Origin of the sequence: Hymenobacter lucidus (assembly GCF_020447265.1) — a bacterium.
GTDB classification, from domain to species: domain Bacteria; phylum Bacteroidota; class Bacteroidia; order Cytophagales; family Hymenobacteraceae; genus Hymenobacter; species Hymenobacter lucidus.
In genome coordinates this window covers 1-21,676 of record NZ_JAJADR010000009.1, presented here as the reverse complement: position 1 = coordinate 21,676, position 21,676 = coordinate 1, and the positions used below count along the sequence as shown (strand labels likewise).

The following is a 21,676-nucleotide window of genomic DNA, read 5'->3' as shown; positions in this document are numbered from 1 at the left end:
TCAAAACCACCGCAGCGCTTCGCCCAGGTCAACCGGCGCACGCTTTGTCAAACAGTTCGGGCCGCTACCAGGTCGGCTTTTTCGGATCGGGCTTCTGTCCGCCCCGGTGTGGCATTTGCTGCAGGTACTGCTCCTCGGCCGTGCGCAGCGCATCCAGCAGCTGCCGGGCCTGCCCCGGGCTCAGGTTCATCTGCTGCAGCCGCTCCCGCTGAGTCTGGAGCTGGGTTTCGTTCAGCGAAGCCTGCTCGGTGCCGGCCCGGCGACTGGCGGCGCTGTTGCGTTCCGCGTCACCGGTGCCCGTGTCCAGCCCGCGCGTATCTCCCGACTGACTGCCCTGGGCCACGCGCTGCTGCGGGCCGGTGCCGGGCTGAAAGTTCTCGGCAGGCTGCTGACCAGCTCCCGGAGCCGGCTGGTTTGGGTCGCGCTGCCCGGTTTGGTCGGGGCGTTGCTGGGGGGCATTGCTCGGGTCGTCGGGCTGGGTCGGGTCGTTGAGCTGGCCCGGCTGGTTTTGCCCCGGCCGGGGCTGGGGCCGGCGGCTGGGGCTTTGGGTCGTGCCGCCTTTGGCGCCGGCCGGTTCGGGAGCCGGCGGAATACGGGGCTCGTTAGGGTTGCGGGCCAGGTAGTCGCGCAGCACTTCGTAGTTATACCGCGCCCCGGTATTGCTGGGGTTGGCCAGCAATGCCTGCCGCAGCAGCCCTACTGCCTGGGCGTATTCTCCTTTGCCGGCGGCCAGCACTGCCAACTGCTGCCGGGCTACGCTGCGCATAGCGGGCTGCCGGCTACTGAGCAGCCGGCCGTAATATACGCGGGCCTGTGCCGCTTGTCCGGCTCGGGCGTAGGCATGGCCCAGGTTGAGCACGATGGACTCATCCGTTGCCCCGAGCTTTTCCACGGCGCGCCGGTACAGTTCAGCCGCCTGATCAAAATTTCCGCTGCTATAAGCCGCCTGGGCTTGCTCCAGCGCCTGATTCCGGTCCCGGATACGGGTCAGGCTGTTCAGGCCCGGCAAAGTCAGCAATGCAAGGAAGAGTAGAATTCTCACGGCCGGATGACTTTTACAGTAAGCAGAATATCGAGCACCAGCAGGATCAGGGCCAGGGCCAGCGGGTAGCGGTAGCGGTTGTCGGCCACGGCCACGGTCCGCACTTGTTCAGCCTGGCCCTCCATGCGGTTGAGGGCGTTTACCAGTAGCGGAAACTCGTTTCGGCGGTCAGTTAGCTCAAAGTATTGTCCATTGGTTTGCTCAGCCAGCCGGCGCAGGCTCACCGGATTCAGCCGGCTTACTACTTCCTGGCCCCGCGCGTCACGCAAGTAGCCGCCGCCAGTAGCCCGCGGCAGCCGAGCGCCCTCCACCGTTCCTACTGCCATACTAAATAGACGTACGCCCGTTCGAGTGAGCACGCGCAGGGTTGGCTCCAAGTTATTACCAAAATCTTCCCCGTCGCTGACCAGCACCAGGGCCGTAACTCGGGGTAGGCTCCCCGCCGCCTGCGGCGTAGCACCAATGCGGGCCAGGGCCAGTTCCAGGGCGGGCGTAATATCGGTACCGGCCGCCGGTACCAGGTTTGTTTGGAGCGTATTCAGAAAAAGCTGCAGAGCACTTTGGTCATAAGTCAACGGGCACTGCACAAAGGCGTCGCCCGCAAATACGATCAGGCCCAGCCGGTCAGCCTGAAACCGGTTGATCAGTGTGCTGAGCTCGGCCTTTACCTTTTGCAGCCGCGAAGGTGCTACGTCGGGCGCATCCATCGAGCGGGATAGGTCGACCAACAGCCACACATCCTTACCAGCGGTGCGCACCGGCTGCTGAGTAACGCCGTAGGCCGGGCCCAGCAGCGCTACTATCAGCAGCGGGAAATACAGCAGCCGCAGCCCCAGTTTCCAACCAGTGCGCCAGCCCCGTTGAGCCAGCGGGGCAGCCAATCGTTGGGTCCGCAGCACGTAGCCCACGTACAAAATAAAAAAAAGTATGACCCCCAACAGCTCGGCCCAGGTAAAAGGATGAGCCCAGTTCATAGCGTTAGTTCGAAACTCAACTGGTTAGGATTCATGGAGAAACGGCCGGCTGCCGCCGTGGTGAGTTCCAAAGATAGGCCTGTGGGCCATGCCAGGCAGCTAATTGAAATGAAGATATTTTTTTTCGAGAGGGTTTGTTTCTGCATTCTCCTCGTATATTTGCACACCCTTACAGCAAAAAGGGACTCGTCTAGGAGAGATGGGTGAGTGGCTGAAACCAGTAGTTTGCTAAACTGCCGTAGCTCTAAAGGTTACCGGGGGTTCGAATCCCCCTCTCTCCACACAGGTTTTTCAGGCCTTGGTTTACCAGAATCTGGAAGTTTCCCTTCATCGGGTTGTTGTCCTGTAAAGGTCATCTCCGAATGTTTCGGGGTGTAGCGTAGCCCGGTATCGCGCCTGCTTTGGGAGCAGGAGGCCGCAGGTTCGAATCCTGCCACCCCGACGTTGCTCTAGCCCGGCTTGCTGGTGCCAAAAGGCCTTCTGATTCACTTCAGAAGGCCTTTTTTTGTAAGCAGAAAGTTCTCACGTACCTTCGCTGGACTTTTTAACGCTATTTGCCTCGTTAGCTCAGTTGGATAGAGCGGCTGCCTTCTAAGCAGTAGGTCAGGAGTTCGAATCTCTTACGGGGTACATTAAAAATGAGCCGCTCAACCTTAGGGTTGGACGGCTCATTTTCGTTTAGCCTATTCAATTTTTATACCGGGTTATCTATTACCCGAGCTCCTACATGAGTTTTCGGCCTTGGTAGTTCTACTGCTAAGCCCAACGCTTTGCCCGGGTGGGGGTTGATGATTGGTCATTTTAAGAGGGGGTTGACTCTCATGACCAAGGCTAAGCTTGAGCAGGCAGCAAAATACGGTAACGCCGCTCCGTATAATAAGTGCGCTAATAAATGCCGATTCTCCAACGCCTAGTCGGTGATTCAGCCTGCTGGCTAAGCGTTGGAGAAACGGTAACGGGAGCTGAGCAGTGCTTTTATTTTATGATTAGGAGTGGCGGTAAAGGCAATTTTGAACCACGATGATAAATTGCTTTCTTCTAAATAGTTATATATAGTTTGTATTATGCAAATCTCATGTAATAGTTATACTATTTCCTTGCTGTCAACGATTAGCTTGCTGCTGTTTTTGCCAAAACAAACGTGTGGCTGTACTTTTTTTCGTGAAACCGCTATCTTGGGCAGCGAAGACTTTGGGATCTTCGTAAGAAGTAAGCCGCTGGCGCTTACCTAGATTGTTACACTCCTTTCCATAAATCTTTTCTTTCCAATGAAAAAAAACTTACTCACTCTAACTTTCTTGTGCGGATTGGGCCTTTCGGCGCAGGCACAATGGGTGCTACAAAACACGGTTAACCCACAGACTCCCCCAGACTACATCTCCACCCAGATGCATGTAGTAAGCGACCAGGTGGCTTGGCAGCTTTACCAAGAAGATGTGAACCTTGCTACCACAAATAATTTCTCTAAAACTGCGGATGGTGGTGCCACTTGGACTGCCGGCTCAGTCAATGGTACGCCTGGCTTCCAGGCTGCTGGCATTCATGCTTTGAGTGCTACTACCGCCCACGTAGCCCAATTTGGTATTGGCACGAGCGGTGGCGGAGAAATTCTCAGAACAACTGATGGTGGCAACGTTTGGACCAAAACGACCACTGCCAGCCAGTTCGTTGCGCCGGTTGGGTTTGCCAACTGGGTATACTTCTTCGATGCCAACAACGGTGTGAGCCTAGGCGACCCTCGCAATGGTTCGTTCGAGATTTACACGACCAGCAATGGTGGCACAAGCTGGACGCGGGTACCGGCTGCTAACCTGCCTACTCCCTTGGATGCTGACGAATATGGCCTGGTAGGATCTTATTGCGCTATCGGCAATACTATCTGGGCGGGTACAACCCACCTGCTGGGTGGTTCGGCCTCTAACCCACTGCCTGCCCGCATCCTGAAGTCCACGGACCGTGGCCTGACCTGGACGGCTTCGGCAATTACGCCTCTACAGGGCTTTATCAGCAAAGTGGCTATGTCGGATGCCAACAACGGTCTGGCCTTCCGTGGTACCGATCTGATTGCTACCACCGACGGTGGCGCTACCTGGCAGACCCGTACCTACACCGGTAACTTCTGCCACTATGATATGACCAACGTGCCCGGCACCAATATCATCGTGAGTGTTGGTTCCTCGGTGCCTACGGCTAGCTCCTTTGCCGATATCGGCTCTTCCTACACCATCGACAACGGTGCCACTTGGATCGATATCGACCGGGGCAATTATCACACTACTGTTGATTTCGTAAGCCGCACGGTTGGCTATACCGGTTCGTTGACGGACGCGGACGGTGCGGGTGGTGTTTACAAGGCCTCTCCAAACATCCTGGTCTTGAACAACCGCAACCCCGAACTACAGAAGGCTTTGTCGGTGTATCCAAACCCAAGTGCCACGGGCGTGTTCTCGCTGAAGCTAAACTCGGGCATCAAGGCTGGCACCAACGTGCGGGTAATTGATGCGCTGGGCCGGCAGGTACTGAACCAGCAGCTGAATGCTACTACCATTGCTTCACAGACGGCTACCGTTGATATGAGCAAGGAGAAAGCCGGTGTGTACACGCTGGAACTGCGTACCGACAACGGTGTTGCTCAGCAGAAGCTGGTAATCCAATAGATTTTTCCTGCCTGAAAAAGCCCCTTTCCAGAGCTCTGGAAAGGGGCTTTTTTGTTTATCGCCACCACAATCTATAAGGCTCTCATGCTGCTGTAAGTTGGGGCGCCATTTACACGCGGCGGCTGAAGTGACAGATAGCAAGATTTCGCTGTCGCAAGCAGATAAAAGCAGGGGTCGGAACTGGGCAAAACCGCATAAAAGCTGGCAAAAACCGGATAAAATCGGTATCTTTGTACGTTAGTAGAAAGCTGAAATAATAGCGTCTTACATGAGCGAAACGAAAGAGAAAAGAGCCGACGACCAGTACTCCGCGGATAGTATCCAGGTACTCGAAGGCCTTGAGGCGGTACGCAAGCGCCCCTCCATGTATATCGGCGATACGGGCATCAAAGGACTCCACCACTTGGTGTGGGAAGTAGTCGATAACTCCATCGACGAGGCCTTGGCCGGTCATTGCGACCAGATTGAAGTAACCATCAACGAAAATAACTCCGTAACCGTCCGTGACAACGGCCGCGGCATCCCCGTGGACTTCCACCAGAAGGAAGGCCGCTCGGCCCTGGAAGTGGTGCTGACGGTATTGCACGCCGGCGGCAAGTTCGACAAAGACTCCTACAAAGTATCCGGCGGTCTGCACGGCGTGGGCGTAAGCTGCGTAAACGCGCTGAGCCAGGACCTGAAGGTAACCGTGCGCCGCAACGGCCACATCTACCAGCAGGAGTACAAAATCGGGGTGCCCCAGTACCCCGTAAAGCAAATCGGCGACACCGAAGAGCACGGCACACAGGTAGAGTTTCTGCCCGACAGCACAATTTTCACCGAGTCGGTTTACAAGTACGAAACCGTGGCCAACCGCCTGCGCGAGCTGGCTTACCTCAACAAAGGCATCCGCATCACGCTAACCGACCGGCGCGAGAAAAACGATGACGACACGTTTCTAGGCGAAGTATTCTTCTCCGAAGGCGGCTTGAGCGAGTTTGTGCAGTACCTCGACAGCGGCCGGCAGGTGCTCATGCCCAACCCGATTCACGTTATCAGTGAAAAAGGCGGCACCCCAGTGGAAGTGGCCCTGCAGTACAACGACTCGTACCAGGAGCACATCTTCAGCTACGTCAACAACATCAACACTATTGAGGGCGGCACGCACGTGGCCGGCTTCCGCTCGGCCCTCACCCGGACGTTGAAGGCGTACGCCGACAAGTCGGGCATGCTGGAAAAGGCCAAGGTGGAGATTCAGGGCGACGACTTCCGGGAAGGTCTCACGGCCGTTATTTCGGTGAAGGTACAGGAGCCCCAATTCGAAGGCCAGACCAAAACTAAGCTGGGCAACTCCGACGTGAGCGGTGCAGTGAATACGGTGGTAGGCGAAATTCTGAACCAGTACCTGGAGGAAAACCCCAAGGAAGCCCGCATCATCATCGAAAAGGTGATTCTGGCCGCCCGGGCGCGTATTGCGGCCCGTAAGGCCCGCGAAATGGTGCAGCGCAAAACCGTGCTGGGCTCTAACTCGTTGCCCGGCAAGCTAGCCGACTGCTCCGAATCGGACCCCGAAATCTGCGAACTGTACCTGGTGGAAGGTGACTCGGCCGGTGGCACTGCCAAGCAGGGCCGCAACCGGGCATTCCAGGCCATTTTGCCGCTGCGGGGTAAGATCCTGAACGTGGAGAAGGCTCAAGAGCACCGCATCTACGAAAACGAGGAAATCCGGAACATGATTACGGCCCTCGGCGTGAGCTTCGAAAAGAAGACCGACGAAGATGACGGCAGCACCAGCCGCTCGCTGAACTTGGACAAGCTGCGTTATCATAAGGTCATCATCATGACCGATGCTGACATCGACGGCTCTCACATCCGGACGCTAATTTTGACTTTCTTCTTCCGCTACATGCGGGAGCTGATCGACAAAGGCTACATCTACATTGCCCTGCCGCCGCTGTACCTGGTGAAGCGCGGCAAGGAGGAACGCTACTGCTGGACCGAAGAGGAACGCTCGGCGGCCCAGGAAGAGCTGGGCCGGGGCAAGCCCGAAACGGTGAACGTGCAGCGTTATAAAGGCTTGGGCGAAATGAACGCCGAGCAGCTCTGGACTACCACCATGCAGCCCGACACCCGCTCGTTGAAGCGCGTCGACGTGGAATCGGGGGCGGAGGCCGACCACCTGTTTGCCATGCTCATGGGCGACGAAGTACCGCCCCGGCGCGACTTTATCGAGAAAAACGCCAAATACGCCAAACTGGACGTGTAAGCGTTTGGTTGTAGAAAAGCCCGCCCCGAGCGGGCTTTTTTATTGCGCATACCTAACAAATACGGATTGTGTAAAGGCGTGCATGCGCGTCTCACGCATTGCGGCGGCTGTTGCTTCTGCACCGCCTTAATTGTTCAACGATGAGACGCGAATACGCGTCTCTACAGCGTTCAAGAAAAGAAACACATGCGGCAGAATATTGCCTCCGGGGCACCTTGGGAAAGTATAGTGGGCTACTCGCGGGCCGTGCGGGTGGGCAACGTGGTGGAAGTGGCCGGCACTACGGCCCAGGATGGCGACTCGGTGACGGGCGCCACGGCGTATGAGCAAACCAGACGCGCCCTGGAGAAAATTGCCGACGCGCTGACTGCCGCCGGCGCCACGCTGGAGGATGTGGTGCGCACCCGCATTTTTACCACCGATATCAGCCAGTGGCAGGAAATCGGGCGGGCGCACGGCGAGTTTTTCGCTGATATCCGGCCGGCTTCTTCCATGCTGGAAGTGCGGGCCCTGATTGATCCGCGGCTGCTGGTTGAGATTGAAGCCACCGCCATTATTTCCTAACCTTAAATTCCGCCTTTGCGCAGTCGTACTGCGTATCTTAGCCCGAATCACAGCGTAGCCATGAAATTATTCAAATCTGCCGACCTCATTCGCAAAAGCAAGTACATCAGCCGCGACCTTAGCTGGCTGCGGTTCAACTATCGGGTGCTGGATATGGCCAAGGACACCAGCCGTACCCTGTTTGACCGGCTGCGGTTTATGGCCATTACCTCGTCCAACCTCGACGAGTTTTTCATGATTCGGGTTGGCTCGCTCTATAATTACCTTGATTACGGCAAGGAACGCGTCGACTACTCGGGGCTGCGGGAGCTGCCGTTTCGGCGCAAGCTGCTCGATTTTGCCCACCGCTTCATCAACGACCAGTCGCTCACGTACCAGAATGAGCTGAAGCCGCAGTTTGAAAAGGCGGGCTTCAACATTCTGAAAATGGACGAGCTGACGGAGCTGGAGCTGAAGAAAGCCGACGGCTACTTCAAAAACACCATTTTCCCGCTGCTCACGCCGATGGTGTACGACTCCTACCACGGCTTCCCGCTGATGATGAACCAGATGCTCATCTTCGGGGTAGTAACGCGCACCGGGCCCGACAGCGTGATGGACAATGGCCACGAGCGGCTCACCTTCGTGCAGATTCCCCAGAACCTCTCGCGCTTCTTTGAGCTGACGCGCAAGGACAAGGTAATTTTTGTGCCTATCGAGGAAATTGTGCGGGCCAACTTGCCCAAGCTGTTCCGCAACGTGGAAATCGTGTCGGCCGATTTGTTCCGCATCACCCGCAACGGCGACTTCACGCTGGAAGAGTCGGACGATATCGACGTGGACTTCATCAAGGAAATTCAGGTGGGCCTCAAAACCCGCAAGAAAGGCCGCGTGGTGCGCCTGGAAGTCGAGAATGACGCCTCGCCCGTGATGATGGCCGTGCTCAAGGAGCGCTGGAAAATCGACAACGGCAACGTGTTCGTCATCAACTCCCTGATTGACATGAAGGGTGTGCTGCAGATTCTGAAGCACCCGAATTTCCGGGGCAAGTCGACGCGGATGCCCGCGCCGGTAGTGCCGCTGAGCTTGCCGGAAGGGGCGGAGGAAAACCTGTTCGAGTTCCTCAAGCACCACGACGTACTGCTGCACCACCCCTATAACAGTATTGAGCCGGTGGTGCGGCTGCTGGAGCAGGCCGCCGAAGATCCGCACGTGCTGGGCATTAAGCAAACGATTTACCGCCTCGCCGACGATTCGCGCGTAACGGCGGCGCTGCTCAAGGCGGCCGAAAACGGCAAACACGTATCGGTGCTGTTCGAGGTGAAGGCTCGCTTTGATGAGGAGCGCAACATCCGGGAAGGCTCCCGCCTGGAAAAGGCCGGCTGCTTCGTGATTTACGGGGTGAGCAAGTACAAGACGCACACCAAGATGCTCATGATCATCCGCAAGGAAGGCGAGAAGGTGACGCGCTACGTGCACATCGGCTCGGGCAACTACAACGAGCAAACCAGCAAGATTTACACCGACGTGAGCCTGCTCACGACCAACGACGTGTATGGCCACGACGTGTCGGAGTTCTTCAACGTAATTACCGGCCACTCCCAGCCCGACGACTACGAGTACCTAATTACGGCGCCCAAGGATATGCGCCAGCAGATTATTCACCTGATCCGGGAGGAGGTGCGCAATGCCAAAAAGGGTTTGCCCAGCGGTATTGTAATGAAGATGAACTCGTTGGAAGACAAGGAACTCATCGACGAATTCTACAAGGCCTCCAAGGCCGGCGTGCCGATTCGGTTCGTGGTGCGCGGCATCTGCTGCCTGCGGCCCGGCCGGCCGGGGCTGAGCGAGAACATCGAAGTGCGCAGCATTGTGGGCGACCTACTGGAACACTCACGTCTGTTTTACTTCCACCAGGCCGGCAATCCGAAAGTGTACGCCGGCTCGGCCGACATTATGGTGCGCTCCTTCGACCGGCGCATTGAGGCGCTGTTCCTGATTATGAACCCCCAGCTCAAGCGCGAGGCCATCAGCATTCTGATGCTCAACCTGCTGGATAATCAGAACTCCTACCTCATGCGCGAAGATGGCGCCTACGTGCGCAACCGCCCGGCTGCCGACGAGCCCATCGTGAACGTGCACCGCGACTTTTACCGCCGCGACGAGGAACGTCTGGCGGCGGCTACGCCCGAAGGCCTGCTGCACTTGCTGTTTCAGCTGGTGCGCCGCAACAAGCAGGAAGCTGAAGCCGCTGCCGCCGAGGAAGCCGCCAAATGCCTGGCCGATGACTGCGTGGACGCGCCCGATGATGAGCCGGAAGAAGTGAGTGAGCCGGTCGAGGCGGAAGTATCGGCGGTGCAGGCGCTGGTCGAAGGTGAGCCTGACGACAAGGTGGATTTCGCCAATTCGTGAGGCACAGGTAATACTGGGTAACTGGCTATGCTGAAAAGAAGCCTTTGGATGGGTAGTATCGTTGCCGTGGTTGCCGCTGGTTTTTATGGCACTGCCAAGTTTCGCAATCCGTATACAGAAGTTGAATGGCTGGAAGACATGCCGGGCGCAACTGACAGATACGTTACCTTCACACCCGTGCTACGCTCCAACCCCAAAGTAAAGCTAGGACCAGCAGTAGGGGCTGACTATGCGAAACTGTACTTCGAAGACGTGGATAATGATGGCAGTAAAGAAGCCATCATCGAAACGGATGGCACTTTCACGCTGGAGGAGTTTCATCCGGAGCGGCACATCTTGCGCTACCAACCACATGCCAGCGGAAACAGCCAATTCGTTCTGGTCAAAAGTGAGGTGTTGCCCCACTTACCACATTAGATGTAGATAAAGTAAAAAAGGCCCGTAACATTCAGTGCTACGGGCCTTTTGCTGTTATTCCATGCCATTGGTGCGGCCTGGCACAGTGGCCAAGGGCAGATGGTCGGCCCCGTTATTGAGCGGGTCAATTTCGTCGAAATGCTGTTCGAATAGCGTCTGGAGCATGCCGTCCTTCAGGCCGATATCGGGCACAATCATCTGGTTAATGTTGGACCACTCCATGGCCGAGAGGTAGATATGGCCGGCAGGCACGATAACGTCGGCGCGGTCAGGGTTGAGCATGGCCACGTTCACCCGCTCGTCCATCGTCATGCGGGTCAGGTTGTTAAGGATGGTGCCGATACGGCGGCGCGTGACGGGTTTGTCGAGGGCGGGCTGGGCCAGGCTGTAGAGCTTGTTGATGTTGCCACCGGTACCGATGGCGCGGGTGACGTGGTATTTGCGGGCATTTTCCTTCACCCAGTCTTCCATGCGCTGCCAGGTGCCGTTCTGAGCGTCGGTTGAAATGCCGGCTTCTTCCTGCTGCATGCGCCGGATGGAGCCCACTTCAAACGACTGAGAAGCTACTTTACGCCGGTCGTGGTAGATATTAAACTCGGTGCTGCCGCCGCCCACGTCGATGTGCAGGTAATGCTTGTTGTCTTCGAGCAGGTGCTCAATTACGCGGTTGATGTAGGAAGCCTCAGCCTGCCCGTCGATTACCTGAATGGGCATATTCAGCTCCTTTTGCACGCGGGCCACAATGGCAGGCGCGTTAGTGGCCGTGCGCATAGCCGAGGTGGCACACACCAGGTAATGGGCCACGTCGTGCACTTCCATCAGCAGCTTCAAGGCGTGCAAAAACTTGACAAACTTCTCCTCCCGGGCCGGGGAAATGTGGCCGGTGGCAAATACGTCTTCGCCCAGGCGCAGTGGGTAGCGCACGTATTCCACGCGCTTCAGACGGTACCGGTCGCCGTAGTGCAACACCGCTGAAATCTGACACCGAACAGCATTCGACCCAATATCAATAGCAGCCAGTTTCAGAAGCGGATAGTTCATGCAGCGAGAAAGAAGAGGTGAAAGAAGTGGCCAAAGATACAGGTTTGCCCAAAGCAGACTAGCCCGGTACTACGGCTATTGACCACCAAAAGGCCAGAAAGTAGCGGAAAAAGGTCGTAAAAAAGCCCGGCTCCAAAGGAACCGGGCTTTTTGAATTACTGGACAACTAACTATTGGTCGATGCGAAAGCCCACGCCAAACTGCAGCAGCGCGCTTTGCTCTTTCGAAGTCTGGTAGGAAATGGACAACGCCAGCTGATCGGTGACGGGGGCAATGTAGAAGCCCGCGCCGTAACCGGCGTGCCAGCCCTCGGGCGAGTCGCCTTTGTAGTATACGCGGCCTTGGTCGTAGAAACCGAAGACGCCATAGGAGAAGGGCAGGAAATTGTTGCGGACCCGGCCCAGCGCCAGCCGTACTTCGGTGTTCAGATAGGCACTGGCGTCGCCGGTGAAGCGGTTGCGGTAGTAGCCGCGCAGGTTTTCGCGCTGGCCCAGGCTGGTAAACTTATAGAACGGAATTTCGTCGTCGTCGCCGTAGTTTTTGGCCCCACCGCCTTTCACGACGAACGTAACCGGGATACCCAGGCGGGCCGTGGCGTAATATTCGCCGAAGAGCTGCGTCAGGCCAAAGTTGCCCTCAGTACGATTGAGCTGGTGGTAGCTGTCGTGCTGGGCCCGCACCCGGAAGCCGCGCCGGGCAAAGGTCTGCCGGTCGCGCAGGTCGATGTCGAGCAAGGCATTCAAGCCAATCAGGCGCTGGAAAGCGGTGTTAGGCCGGCGGTCGGTGGGCAGGGGCTGCTGGGTATTGCCCTGGCCCAGCAGGCTGTTATAGGTAAAATCGGACTGGTACTGCTCGTAGCTGGGACCGAAGCGGAATACGCTGCGCTGCAGGAAAACCCGCTCGGTAAATACGTTGGCCACGTAGCCTTTGTAGCGGGCCTTGTAGAAATTGGCGTCGTAAAGGCCCTCGTCCTTTTTGCTGTCGTTGCCGAGGCCGAAGAAGTTGTAGAACTGGAAGTAGTTGCCATACTCAGCCCGCGCCCCGATGTCCCAAGCCTTGATGGCGTGGCGGTGGCGCATATTCACGGCTACTTGGAAGTTGCCGTTAGTAGATCCTTGAATATCAAAGCCGTACAGGTTCTTGTAGTCGGGCTTGCGGAAGCCCTGGCGCACAATATCGAAGCCGGTCCCGGCCCCGAACCCGTCGCTCTGGTTGAAGATGAGCGTGGCGCGCGGGTTGTAGCCGTCGTATTCGAAAGCTTCCCGGTCGTAGCGGTTGATACCCAGCTTTTCGGAAGTGTGGTTGTCACTTTCTTTGCTCAGCTTCAGCTCCGTATCGGGCAGGTCGTACACCTTAGTTTTGGTGCGCAGGCCGGCCACGCGCGACTCGTCGGTAATCCGGTCTTTGCCGTCGCCACCGATAACGCGCACCAGCACGCTTTTGCGCACCGAGCCCGTTACGGTGAAGATGTCCTTGCCATCGAGGCCGTAGAGGGCTACTTCGTCGGTTTCCTTGGGGTCGAAAGTGCGGTCAAATAGGGCTTCACCGTTGATTTCGTCGGAATCCTTGGCTTTGTCGAACATCTGCACTCGTACCTTGCCGTCGTCGAGGCGGATTACCTGGAATACTTCAGCCTTGTTGGAGCCCACCACATCCACGCGCTTGGCCAGCATCAGATAGTATTCATCCAGCGCTTTGGGCAGTTCCTGGATGCGGGCTTTGAGCTTGCGGTTCAGGTCGTTGCCCGAAATGGGCTGCACCTCCTTGGGCAGCTCATTGGTAGCCTGGTCGATGGCCGCCGGGGTAATTTTCTCCTGCATGTACTTGGCAATCTGCTGCCACTGCTCCCGGGTGAGCGACTGAAGCAAAAACCGGTCGAGGTGGCGGGCCGGCCAGTTCAGGCTTTCCATGTCGTGAAACTCCGCCTGGAAATCCTCGATGCTGGGCACGGCCCATTCACGGTTGGCAATGTAGGTCAGCAACCCGTTCCAGAGCGTGAAGCTCTGGTCCCGGTCGCGGGGAATGGGGCGGAAGATGGTTTTTTTGCCCTGCTTATAGCCCGCCCATTTCCAGTTATCCTCGTGCTTGCCGAAGTCGGCCACCAGCATGTCGAAGGCCCGGGCCTTGCCCAGGGCCACGGCATCTACCTGGTTGTCGTGGTCTTTGTAGAGCTGGCGGAAAAAGCTGAACGAGCGGCGCACTTCCTCGGCGCCGCCAAAGCCGGGCAGGTTGGGCTTGGGGTCTACGGGGCGGTCTTCCAGCGTGCCCATCAGGCCGGCATACTGCTCACGATAGGGGCCCAGCTGGCTGTTGTCGGGCAGCACAAACAGGCGGGGCCGGGCGTGCAGGATATCGGTCTGGTCGAGCAACGAGCCCGTTACCAGCGCCGAGTAGGGGTGGGCCGTGGGCGTGATGTCGCGCAGCACGTCGGCGGCAATGGAGGTACGCAGTTCGGGTGGCAGAATGCGCGTCACGTCCTTATCGACGGAGCGAAACACGTACTCCGAGCTGTCGGCGGCAATAAGCTTGACGGAAGTCGTCTGGCGGCCGCCGCCTTTGCCGAAGATGCGCAGCCCGCCTTTCTCGGTGCCCAGATCCAGGGTTTTAACGGTAACGGGCTGGGTCCAGGAAGTGCGGTAGAGCGGGCCGAGAAAGAAATTCTTGCCGGGCTTGCCCTTGTACTGCGGGCCGGGTGCCAACGTCACCGTGGGTTGAAACGGCGCATCGGGCTTAGGAGCCGCTACGCCTTTGGTCGCCGATGGGCACTCGGGAATAAAGGCATTGACCGGCACATTGGGCAGGCGCGGTTCGGTGCAGGCCGATTGGAACAGCGTCGCGTTGAACGATTCCTGAGCCGTAGCGCCGCCTTTGGCAAAGGTGTAGAAATACGATTTCACCGTGCCATCGGCGTAGTAGTCGAGCTTGGAAAATCCTTTTTCCGATTTGTTGTACAACGCCCGCGAATCGGAGCCGACGTGCTCTTTTTCGGTAAAGCTGCCCGAAATCAAGTGGTAGTTGTCTTCGAGGCGGGTAAGTTGCAGGCTGTAGTCGTGGGCGGCGGCGTATACCACGCCGGGGTTTTCCTTGAGCGTGCTGAGCATATTCTTGCGCAGGTCGGCGTAGGCGGGGTTGGCAATATCACGCGGGGAGCCCACGTTCTGCCGGTAAGCGGCGTACACCGAGCCGAATACAGGCAGCGGCACGCCATTATCGAACGGAAACAGGTGACGACCCAGCGGAATCCGGCCGCCGTACACGCCATTGCTCACCACCGGGTGGTGGCCCACGACCAGCACGTTTTTGCCCTTGGTTTCATCCAGCACATCCTGCAGCTGCTCCCGAAATTCCTCCTTGGTCATGGTTTTGCACTCCGTATCAGGGGCTTCGGGCCGGTCGTAGGGGTGCGTCCACCAGGGCGAGTTGATGGCCACCAGACGTACGTTGGGCGCTACGTCAATGATTTCGGGACCGGGGCAGCCGCCGGTAGGTAGAAAGGCATTCTGGCCCGGCAGCTTCTGCTCAATATATTCTTCGAGGCGGCGCACTTTTTTCAGCCCGTCGGCGCCGGAGTTGTCCCAGTCTTTGTCGCCGGGCACGAAGTAGATGCGGCCATTTGGCAGGCCTTTTACCAGATCAAGCAGCTGGTCGATGCGGGCCGTGGTCTGGGCTTCTGGCTCTTTCTTGAGGCCGCTGTTGGCGGCAATATCACCCAGGTGAACTACGGTAAAGGGACCAGTTTGCTGTTCCAATTGCTGCCGTAGGGCCCGCAAGTGGCTTTCCGACACGGCGTCGCCGGCGGTATTGCCAAGCAGAAAAACGGAATGAGCAGCCGGCTGATTTTGGGCAACAAGAGGAGCGGATACGGCAGAAAGCAGCGCTGCAAGGAGCAGACGGTAAGGTTTTCGCATGAGGAAGGCGAAGCGTGAAATTGTGTGGTTACCTCCTCTACGCAATAAACTCCGCCAGGGTGCGTCAAGGCTGCCGCTGAGCTTGTGTCGGCCGCAGAATCCGCTGGCTCAGCCAGAGCAGCAGGCACGGAATACCCACCCACACGGCCTCACTGCGCAGCACGCGCCAGGCGGCAGCCCCCGCAAAACGCTTCACACCAATGGGCGAAACCTGGATGGGCCGGAAGCTGAAGAAGTAACGCTGCTGCTCCCACGGACTCAGAAAGGCCACACCCAGTCCGCCGGTGGTCATGGCATCGAGCACGCCGTGCGATACGGTGGCCAGAAACAGTAGCAGCCAAAGCCTTCCAGCAGCGGGCTGGTTAGCAGGACGAAAAATTCGAACGAGAAAAACCAGCACCGAAGCCAGCACTACTGCCGCCAGCACCGAATGCGTGAGGCCCCGGTGGCCCCATAAGCTGGCATAGGCTACCCCGAATTTAAAGCCGACCACATCGGCATCGGGCAGCACGGCGCAGGCGGCGGCTAACAGCCAGTAGGGCCAGTGGGAGCGGGAGGGGAGCAGTAGTTTGCCGAGCGTGGCGCCCAGCAGAGCGTGGCCAAAAGCAGAAGCCATAAGGGAAGGAGTGGGGCGGAAAAGGAAGTTACGCAGTGGCCTGGCCCAGCAGCTCAGCCGCCACCCGCGGCACGCCGGTAGTAGCCGGCTCCCGTACGAAATGCAGATGGGGCCGTGCCACCAGATTGGGCTGGTTAGGGTCAATAATATAGGTGGGGCAGCCGGTGGGCGTGTAGTGCACCAGGTTGGCCGCCGGATACACCTGCAGCGAAGTGCCGACGACCATAAATACGTCGGCCGTGGCGGTTTCTTCCATGGCGCGCTCCATCAGGGGCACGGCTTCGCCAAACCACACGATATTGGGCCGCAGCTGGTGGCCTTGCTCGCACAGGTCGCCCAACTCAATCCGGTCCTGTGTCATCGGGTACACCAGGTTTTCGTGGCGCGTGCTGCGCGACTCAAACAGCTTGCCGTGCAGGTGAATAACGCGGCTGGAACCGGCCCGCTCGTGCAAATCGTCCACGTTCTGGGTGATGATGACTACCTCATAGGCCTGCTCCAGAGCAACCAGGGCCAGGTGGCCGGCATTGGGCTGGGCGGCCCGGGCGGCGGCCCGGCGCTGATTGTAAAACTCCAGCACCAGCTCCGGGTTGCGGGCCCAGCCTTCGGGTGAGGCTACATCTTCCACCCGGTGGCCTTCCCACAGCCCGTCGGAGCCCCGGAACGTTGCCAGCCCGCTTTCGGCGCTGATGCCAGCCCCGGTCAGCACTACAATCTTCTTTTTCATGGGTTCAGTAAGTCATCGGAACAATAAGCGGCCCGCACCGGCCTCTCGGCTGCAAAGTACCACCCCGGCCGGCTTTTCAGAAGCGCTTCAGCTCATTGCTGCCAAAGGTCCATTCCGGCGTGTCGAAGTGGGGCTCCCGGGAGTTGACGGCAAACCAGGCACCCCGCTTGGCGTCGCGGAGCACGTGTATCTGCTGGGCCGGCATGTAGCTTTGCGCCAGCAGCACGTACCGCTGCTTGGTGCGGGGCTCCTCGGCCACGTCTAGCACAATAACGGCGTGGCCCGGTGAGCCGCCGTGAATCAGCACGTCGCCGGGCTGCACGGCACCCAGCGGCACCGGCTGCAGCTCCCGGTCTAAAGAAAGCGTGCCGGCGTACGTGAAAATCTGGTCGAGGTAGCGGCGAAATACCGCGTGCGTGGGCTGCTCCACGGCCCGGGTAGTGGGCTCCACCTCGTTGCCGCTAGCCCGAAAGCCCTTGCCGCCGTACCAGTCCGAAAACCAGATGTCATGGCCGCTGGTGAGGTGGAAATGCACTTTATCGGGGTTCTGGCTGAATAGGTATTCGCCCCGCAGCCGGATTACCGCGTCGGCGCACTGCTGCAAATCCCGGCTGCCCACATCAATGCGAAGCACGGCCGCGTGCACGTTCTGCGGGGTTTTCAGCTGGCCGTTGTACAAATGCACCGCCGAGCCGGCCGGCAGCAGCGGCAGGGTACGCAGCCACGCGCCGAATGAGCCCGCTGCCACCGCTACCCGCACCGTGCCGGCCGGGGGCGCAAACCGTGCCGCCACGGTTTGGCGGGCGTCGTACTGGCCCGCCGTTAGCCAGGCGTAGGGTACCGGAGCCGGGATAGGAGCGGTGGTAAGCACTTGCCCACCAGCCAGAAAAGGAAGCCCGAGCAGCAGCCAGAATGCTTTGGTCACGATAGTCAGAAAATAGAGGTGCGGCTATACAACGCAGGGAAGCTCCCGGAATTTCACGGCCCAAAAAAAGCCTCCACCGAGGTCGGCAGAGGCTTTTGGTAGCAGCATTGAAACCGCCTACGCTTTGGCAGCAGGCTTCTTGGCCGCCGGTTTCTTGGCGGCAGTGCCCGCCGCTTTTTTAGCAGCTGGCTTCTTGGCCGCCGGCTTTTTCTTGGCGGGCTTATCGGCGGCATCTTCAGCGGCCGGCGCGGCTTTCTTGGCAAAACGGCCCCCTTTGGCAGGCTTGTCCGGGGTGGCTTCGGCCAGCTCCAGGCAGCGCTCCAGCGTCAGGTCGGCCGGCTCCTCGCCCTTGGGAATCTTCACGTTCTTCTTGCCCACCACGATGTAGGGACCAAAGCGGCCGTTGAGCACCTGCACGTCTTCGCGGCCGGGGAAGTCCTTAATCAGGCGTTCCGCGTCAGTTTTGCGCTTGGCCTCAATGAGCGCCACGGCCTCATCGGCCGTAATGGTGTGCGGGTCCTGCTCCTTGGTCAGGGAGTAGAATTTGCTGTCGTGGCGGATGTACGGGCCGAAACGACCCAGCGCCGCCGTCATCGACTTATCCTCAAACTCGCCCACGATGCGCGGCAGCTTAAACAGATCCAGCGCCTCTTCCAGGGTGATGTTCTCGATAAACTGGCCTTTGCGCAGGCTGGCATACACTGCCTTTTCGCCTTCGGGGGCACCTTCTTTGGGCTCAATCTGCACGTAGGGGCCGTAGCGGCCCAGGCGGGCCGTCAGCTTCTGGCCGGTTTCGGGGTGAATGCCGATTTCCCGGGTGCTGCCCAGCGTGCTGCGCTCAATGTCCTGGCCCCGCTCGATGGTTTCGTGGAAGGTGCCGTAGAAATCGGCCAGCATCTTGCCCCACTGCTCCTGGCCGTTGGCAATCAGGTCAAACTCACCCTCAACTTTGGCCGTGAACTGGTAATCGATGATAATGGGGAAGTGCTCCACCAGGAAATCGTTGACGACCATGGCCGTATCCGTGGGAAACAGCTTGGCTTTATCGGCACCGTAGGTTTCAGTTTTGGCTTCGGTCTTCACCTCGTCGCCTTCCAGCGTCAGCACGTGAAATTTGCGTTCCTTGCCTTCACGGGTGTCTTTTTCCACGTAGCCGCGCTTCTGAATCGTGCTGATGGTAGGCGCGTAGGTGGAAGGTCGGCCGATGCCCATTTCCTCCAGCTTTTTTACCAGCGAGGCTTCAGTGTAGCGGGCGGCCGGGGAAGCAAACCGCTCGGTGGCCTTCAGGCTCTGCAGGGGCAGCTCTTGTTGCAGGTTCAGCGGGGGCAGACCGCGCGAAAATGACGATTCGGTGCTGGCGTCCTCGTCCAGCGTTTCCTCATCCTTTGACTCGCTGTAGGCTTTCAGAAAGCCCTCAAACGTAATGACTTCGCCCGTGGCCATGAGCGGCGTGCCGGGCTGGGTGCTGATGCCGATGGTGGCTACCGTACGCTCAATCGTGGCGTCGGCCATCTGCGAGGCCATGGCCCGCTTCCGGATCAAATCGTAGAGGCGTTGCTCGGAGGAGTCGGAGCCGGCTTTCACCAGCGCGAAATCGGTGGGCCGGATGGCTTCGTGCGCCTCCTGGGCCGAGGCCGATTTGGTCTTGAAGTGGCGGGTGTGGGCGTATTCGGGGCCGTAGGCACTGCTGATTTCGGCCTTGGCCGCCGCCAGCGCGTCCTGGCTCAGGTTCACCGAGTCGGTCCGCATGTAGCTGATCTTGCCGGCTTCGTAGAGCTTTTGGGCCACGCTCATCGTCTGGGCTACCGAGAAGCCGAGCTTGCGCGAGGCTTCCTGCTGCAGGGTGGAGGTAGTAAACGGCGGCGCAGGGCTGCGTTTTCCGGGCTTTTTCTCCAGGTTTTCAATGCGGTAGCTAGCCCCGATGCAGCGGGCCAGAAATTCCTGCGCTTCGGCCTGGGTTTTGAAGCGCGTGGGCAGTTCGGCCTCCAGCGTGGTGCCGCGGCCAGCATCAAAGCGGGCCGTTACCCGGTACGCCGACGACGACTTGTGCTGGTTGATTTCCCGCTCCCGCTCCACCACGAAGCGCACGGCCACCGACTGCACGCGGCCGGCGGAAAGACCGGTTTTCACCTTTTTCCAGAGCACCGGGCTCAGCTCGAAGCCCACGAGACGGTCGAGGACGCGGCGGGCCTGCTGGGCATTTACCAGGTTGAGGTCAATTTCCCGCGGATTCTCAATGGCGTTGAGAATGGCATTCTTGGTAATCTCCCGGAACACGATGCGCCGGGTTTTGGATTCATTCAGGTTCAGCGTTTCGGCCAGGTGCCACGAAATGGCCTCCCCCTCCCGGTCATCGTCACTCGCCAGCCACACGGTTTCGGCTTCCTTGGCCAGCTTCTTCAGCTGGGCAATTATTTCGCGCTTGTCGGGCGATACGACGTAGGTCGGCTTGAAGCCGTTGGCAATATCAATGGCATTATTGTCCTTGGGCAGGTCCCGGACGTGGCCGAAGCTGGACTTGACAATAAAGTCCTTTCCCAGATACCCTTCAATGGTCTTGGCTTTGGCAGGGGACTCTACGATGACTAAATTTTTGACCATATAAACTAGGAGAGGGCGGGATACGAAAAGAGGCTCGGACTAAGGAAACGGCCGAAGGAAAGGAAAAGTTGAATTTTGCCGCAAAGATGCTGGAATAATCCGATGCGCCACCGCAGTGGTCCGCAATTATGCTGACCGACACTGGCCGGGCAGGGCGCAAAGCAGGGCCTGAGCAACACAACCGGCCGGGCAACTGGTTCACTGCTTGCTACTTTGCAAAAGGATTTAACCTCCACTACGAGAATGTGGTTTAAAAAGCCGTATTTGCTACCTTTGTGAGTCTGGGAACTGCCTTGTAGCGGTTTCTGGTTTACAGCATCGCCTCTCTACTCCAGGCTTCGCAACCCTACCCTTTGTATGGCTCCAGGTAAGACTACCAAGAATACGAATACGCCGGAAAATAACGCGTCCGAGCAGGATTCGCCGTCTTCAGCAACTTCTTCTCCCAATCCCACCGCTCCCTATGACCGTAGCCCCATGCTGCGGCCTGCCGGTGCCCGGACCAGCTCCGACATTACCCGCAAACGCGGGAGTGGCCGGGGCTCGGAGGACAGTCAGGAAGCCGACTACGTCAACGACCAGCTCAACCGGGTGCTCTACGCCCTCGACGCCTTTAAGAAGGGCGACGTGTCGGTGCGCCTGACCAAGCAAAACGATGACATCTTCGCCGAAATTGCCGAAGCATACAACTCGATGGTTGAGATGATCGGCGGAGTAGGCGGGGAGGTGTCGCGCATTTCGAAGGTAGCCGGGGTAGAAGGCAACCTGAAAGCCCGGGCCTCGGCTGAAAATGCCTCCGGCTTCTGGCGCGACATGATCAACAATATCAACGGCCTCGTCGACAGCATTGCCGTGCCGGTATTGGAGGTAGGCAAAGTGTTGAAGAACATTTCGAAAGGAAACCTGGATGAAACCTTCCAGATTCCGGTGTCGGGCGACTTCAAGGTGATGGCCGAAACCATCAACAAAACCATCGACAACCTGAACCTGTTTGCCGGCGAAGTAACCCGCGTGGCCCAGGAAGTAGGTACCGAAGGTAAACTCGGCGGCCAGGCCTCGGTACCCAACGTGGGCGGCGTATGGAAGCAGCTGACCGACAACGTAAACACAATGGCGTCCAACCTGACCTCTCAGGTGCGCGACATTGCCAACGTAGCTACCGCCGTAGCCAAAGGCGACCTGAGCCAGAAAGTAACGGTTGACCTGAAAGGCGAGCTGCTGCTGCTCAAGCAGAACCTGAACCAGATGGTGGACTCGCTGAACCTGTTTGCCGGCGAGGTAACCCGCGTGGCCCAGGAAGTAGGCACCGAAGGTAAACTGGGCGGCCAGGCCAGTGTTCCAAACGTCTCGGGCGTGTGGAAAGACCTGACCGACAACGTAAACTACATGGCCTCCAACCTGACCCTGCAGGTACGGGACATTGCCAACGTAGCTACCGCCGTAGCAAAAGGCGACTTGTCGCAGAAGATTACGGTAGACGTAAAAGGCGAACTGCTGCAGTTGAAGCAGAACCTGAACCAGATGGTGGACTCGCTGAACCTGTTTGCCGGCGAAGTAACCCGCGTGGC

Annotated in this window: 14 protein-coding genes and 3 tRNA genes; 9 read left to right on the top strand and 8 right to left on the bottom strand. The window is 58.4% G+C overall.

The features are described from left to right. Nucleotides 1–64: 64 nt before the first annotated feature. Both LGH74_RS21590 and LGH74_RS21585 read right to left on the bottom strand, forming a co-directional pair. Nucleotides 65–1,018, bottom strand: coding sequence for a tetratricopeptide repeat protein (locus tag LGH74_RS21590; protein WP_226179649.1), 954 nt, complete (start codon nt 1,016–1,018; stop codon nt 65–67). A gap of 20 nt (nt 1,019–1,038) precedes the next feature. After that, the gene (locus LGH74_RS21585) at nt 1,039–1,950 is read right to left on the bottom strand and encodes a VWA domain-containing protein (RefSeq protein ID WP_226179647.1); all 912 of its coding nucleotides are present in this window, start codon (nt 1,948–1,950) and stop codon (nt 1,039–1,041) included. A gap of 259 nt (nt 1,951–2,209) precedes the next feature. Here LGH74_RS21585 and LGH74_RS21580 point away from each other — a divergent pair. The 8 genes from LGH74_RS21580 (at nt 2,210) to LGH74_RS21545 (ending at nt 10,290) form a co-directional block, all read left to right on the top strand. Next, nucleotides 2,210–2,297 (top strand) — tRNA-Ser (locus tag LGH74_RS21580). A gap of 87 nt (nt 2,298–2,384) precedes the next feature. Continuing rightward, nucleotides 2,385–2,458: transfer RNA gene (locus tag LGH74_RS21575), tRNA-Pro, on the top strand. Between the two features lie 114 nt (nt 2,459–2,572). After that, nucleotides 2,573–2,646, top strand: a tRNA-Arg gene (locus LGH74_RS21570). Between the two features lie 917 nt (nt 2,647–3,563). Next, the gene (locus LGH74_RS21565; RefSeq protein ID WP_226179646.1) at nt 3,564–4,673 is read left to right on the top strand and encodes a T9SS type A sorting domain-containing protein; all 1,110 of its coding nucleotides are present in this window, start codon (nt 3,564–3,566) and stop codon (nt 4,671–4,673) included. A 268-nt stretch (nt 4,674–4,941) separates the two neighbouring features. After that, nucleotides 4,942–6,918, top strand: a complete 1,977-nt coding sequence (gene gyrB / locus LGH74_RS21560; protein ID WP_226179644.1) for a DNA topoisomerase (ATP-hydrolyzing) subunit B — start codon at nt 4,942–4,944, stop codon at nt 6,916–6,918. Nucleotides 6,919–7,104: 186 nt separating this feature from the next. After that, nucleotides 7,105–7,482: a RidA family protein gene (locus LGH74_RS21555; protein WP_226179642.1), complete on the top strand. Its 378-nt coding sequence runs from the start codon at nt 7,105–7,107 to the stop codon at nt 7,480–7,482. A 60-nt stretch (nt 7,483–7,542) separates the two neighbouring features. Beyond that, a complete protein-coding gene (ppk1, locus tag LGH74_RS21550) occupies nt 7,543–9,873 on the top strand; it encodes a polyphosphate kinase 1 (RefSeq protein WP_226179640.1) in 2,331 nt (776 codons plus the stop codon). A 27-nt stretch (nt 9,874–9,900) separates the two neighbouring features. Further along, complete coding sequence (locus tag LGH74_RS21545; RefSeq protein ID WP_226179638.1) at nt 9,901–10,290, top strand: hypothetical protein; 390 nt, start codon at nt 9,901–9,903, stop codon at nt 10,288–10,290. Nucleotides 10,291–10,344: 54 nt separating this feature from the next. On the opposite strand, the gene LGH74_RS21540 is transcribed toward LGH74_RS21545, so the two are convergent. The 6 genes from LGH74_RS21540 to topA form a co-directional block, all read right to left on the bottom strand. Further along, complete coding sequence (locus LGH74_RS21540; protein ID WP_226179636.1) at nt 10,345–11,331, bottom strand: Ppx/GppA phosphatase family protein; 987 nt, start codon at nt 11,329–11,331, stop codon at nt 10,345–10,347. A gap of 170 nt (nt 11,332–11,501) precedes the next feature. Beyond that, the gene (locus LGH74_RS21535) at nt 11,502–15,239 is read right to left on the bottom strand and encodes a ShlB/FhaC/HecB family protein (RefSeq protein ID WP_226179634.1); all 3,738 of its coding nucleotides are present in this window, start codon (nt 15,237–15,239) and stop codon (nt 11,502–11,504) included. 64 nt (nt 15,240–15,303) lie between these two features. Further along, a complete protein-coding gene (locus LGH74_RS21530) occupies nt 15,304–15,855 on the bottom strand; it encodes a metal-dependent hydrolase (RefSeq protein WP_226179632.1) in 552 nt (183 codons plus the stop codon). Nucleotides 15,856–15,883: 28 nt separating this feature from the next. Further along, complete coding sequence (locus LGH74_RS21525; RefSeq protein WP_226179630.1) at nt 15,884–16,582, bottom strand: SIR2 family NAD-dependent protein deacylase; 699 nt, start codon at nt 16,580–16,582, stop codon at nt 15,884–15,886. A gap of 76 nt (nt 16,583–16,658) precedes the next feature. Beyond that, nucleotides 16,659–17,507: a DUF4846 domain-containing protein gene (locus LGH74_RS21520; protein ID WP_226179628.1), complete on the bottom strand. Its 849-nt coding sequence runs from the start codon at nt 17,505–17,507 to the stop codon at nt 16,659–16,661. A gap of 117 nt (nt 17,508–17,624) precedes the next feature. Then, complete coding sequence (topA, locus tag LGH74_RS21515; protein ID WP_226179626.1) at nt 17,625–20,108, bottom strand: type I DNA topoisomerase; 2,484 nt, start codon at nt 20,106–20,108, stop codon at nt 17,625–17,627. Between the two features lie 357 nt (nt 20,109–20,465). On the opposite strand from topA, the gene LGH74_RS21510 reads away from it, so the two are divergent. After that, a partial coding sequence (locus LGH74_RS21510) for a HAMP domain-containing protein (protein ID WP_226179624.1) occupies nt 20,466–21,676 on the top strand: 1,211 nt, incomplete at its 3' end.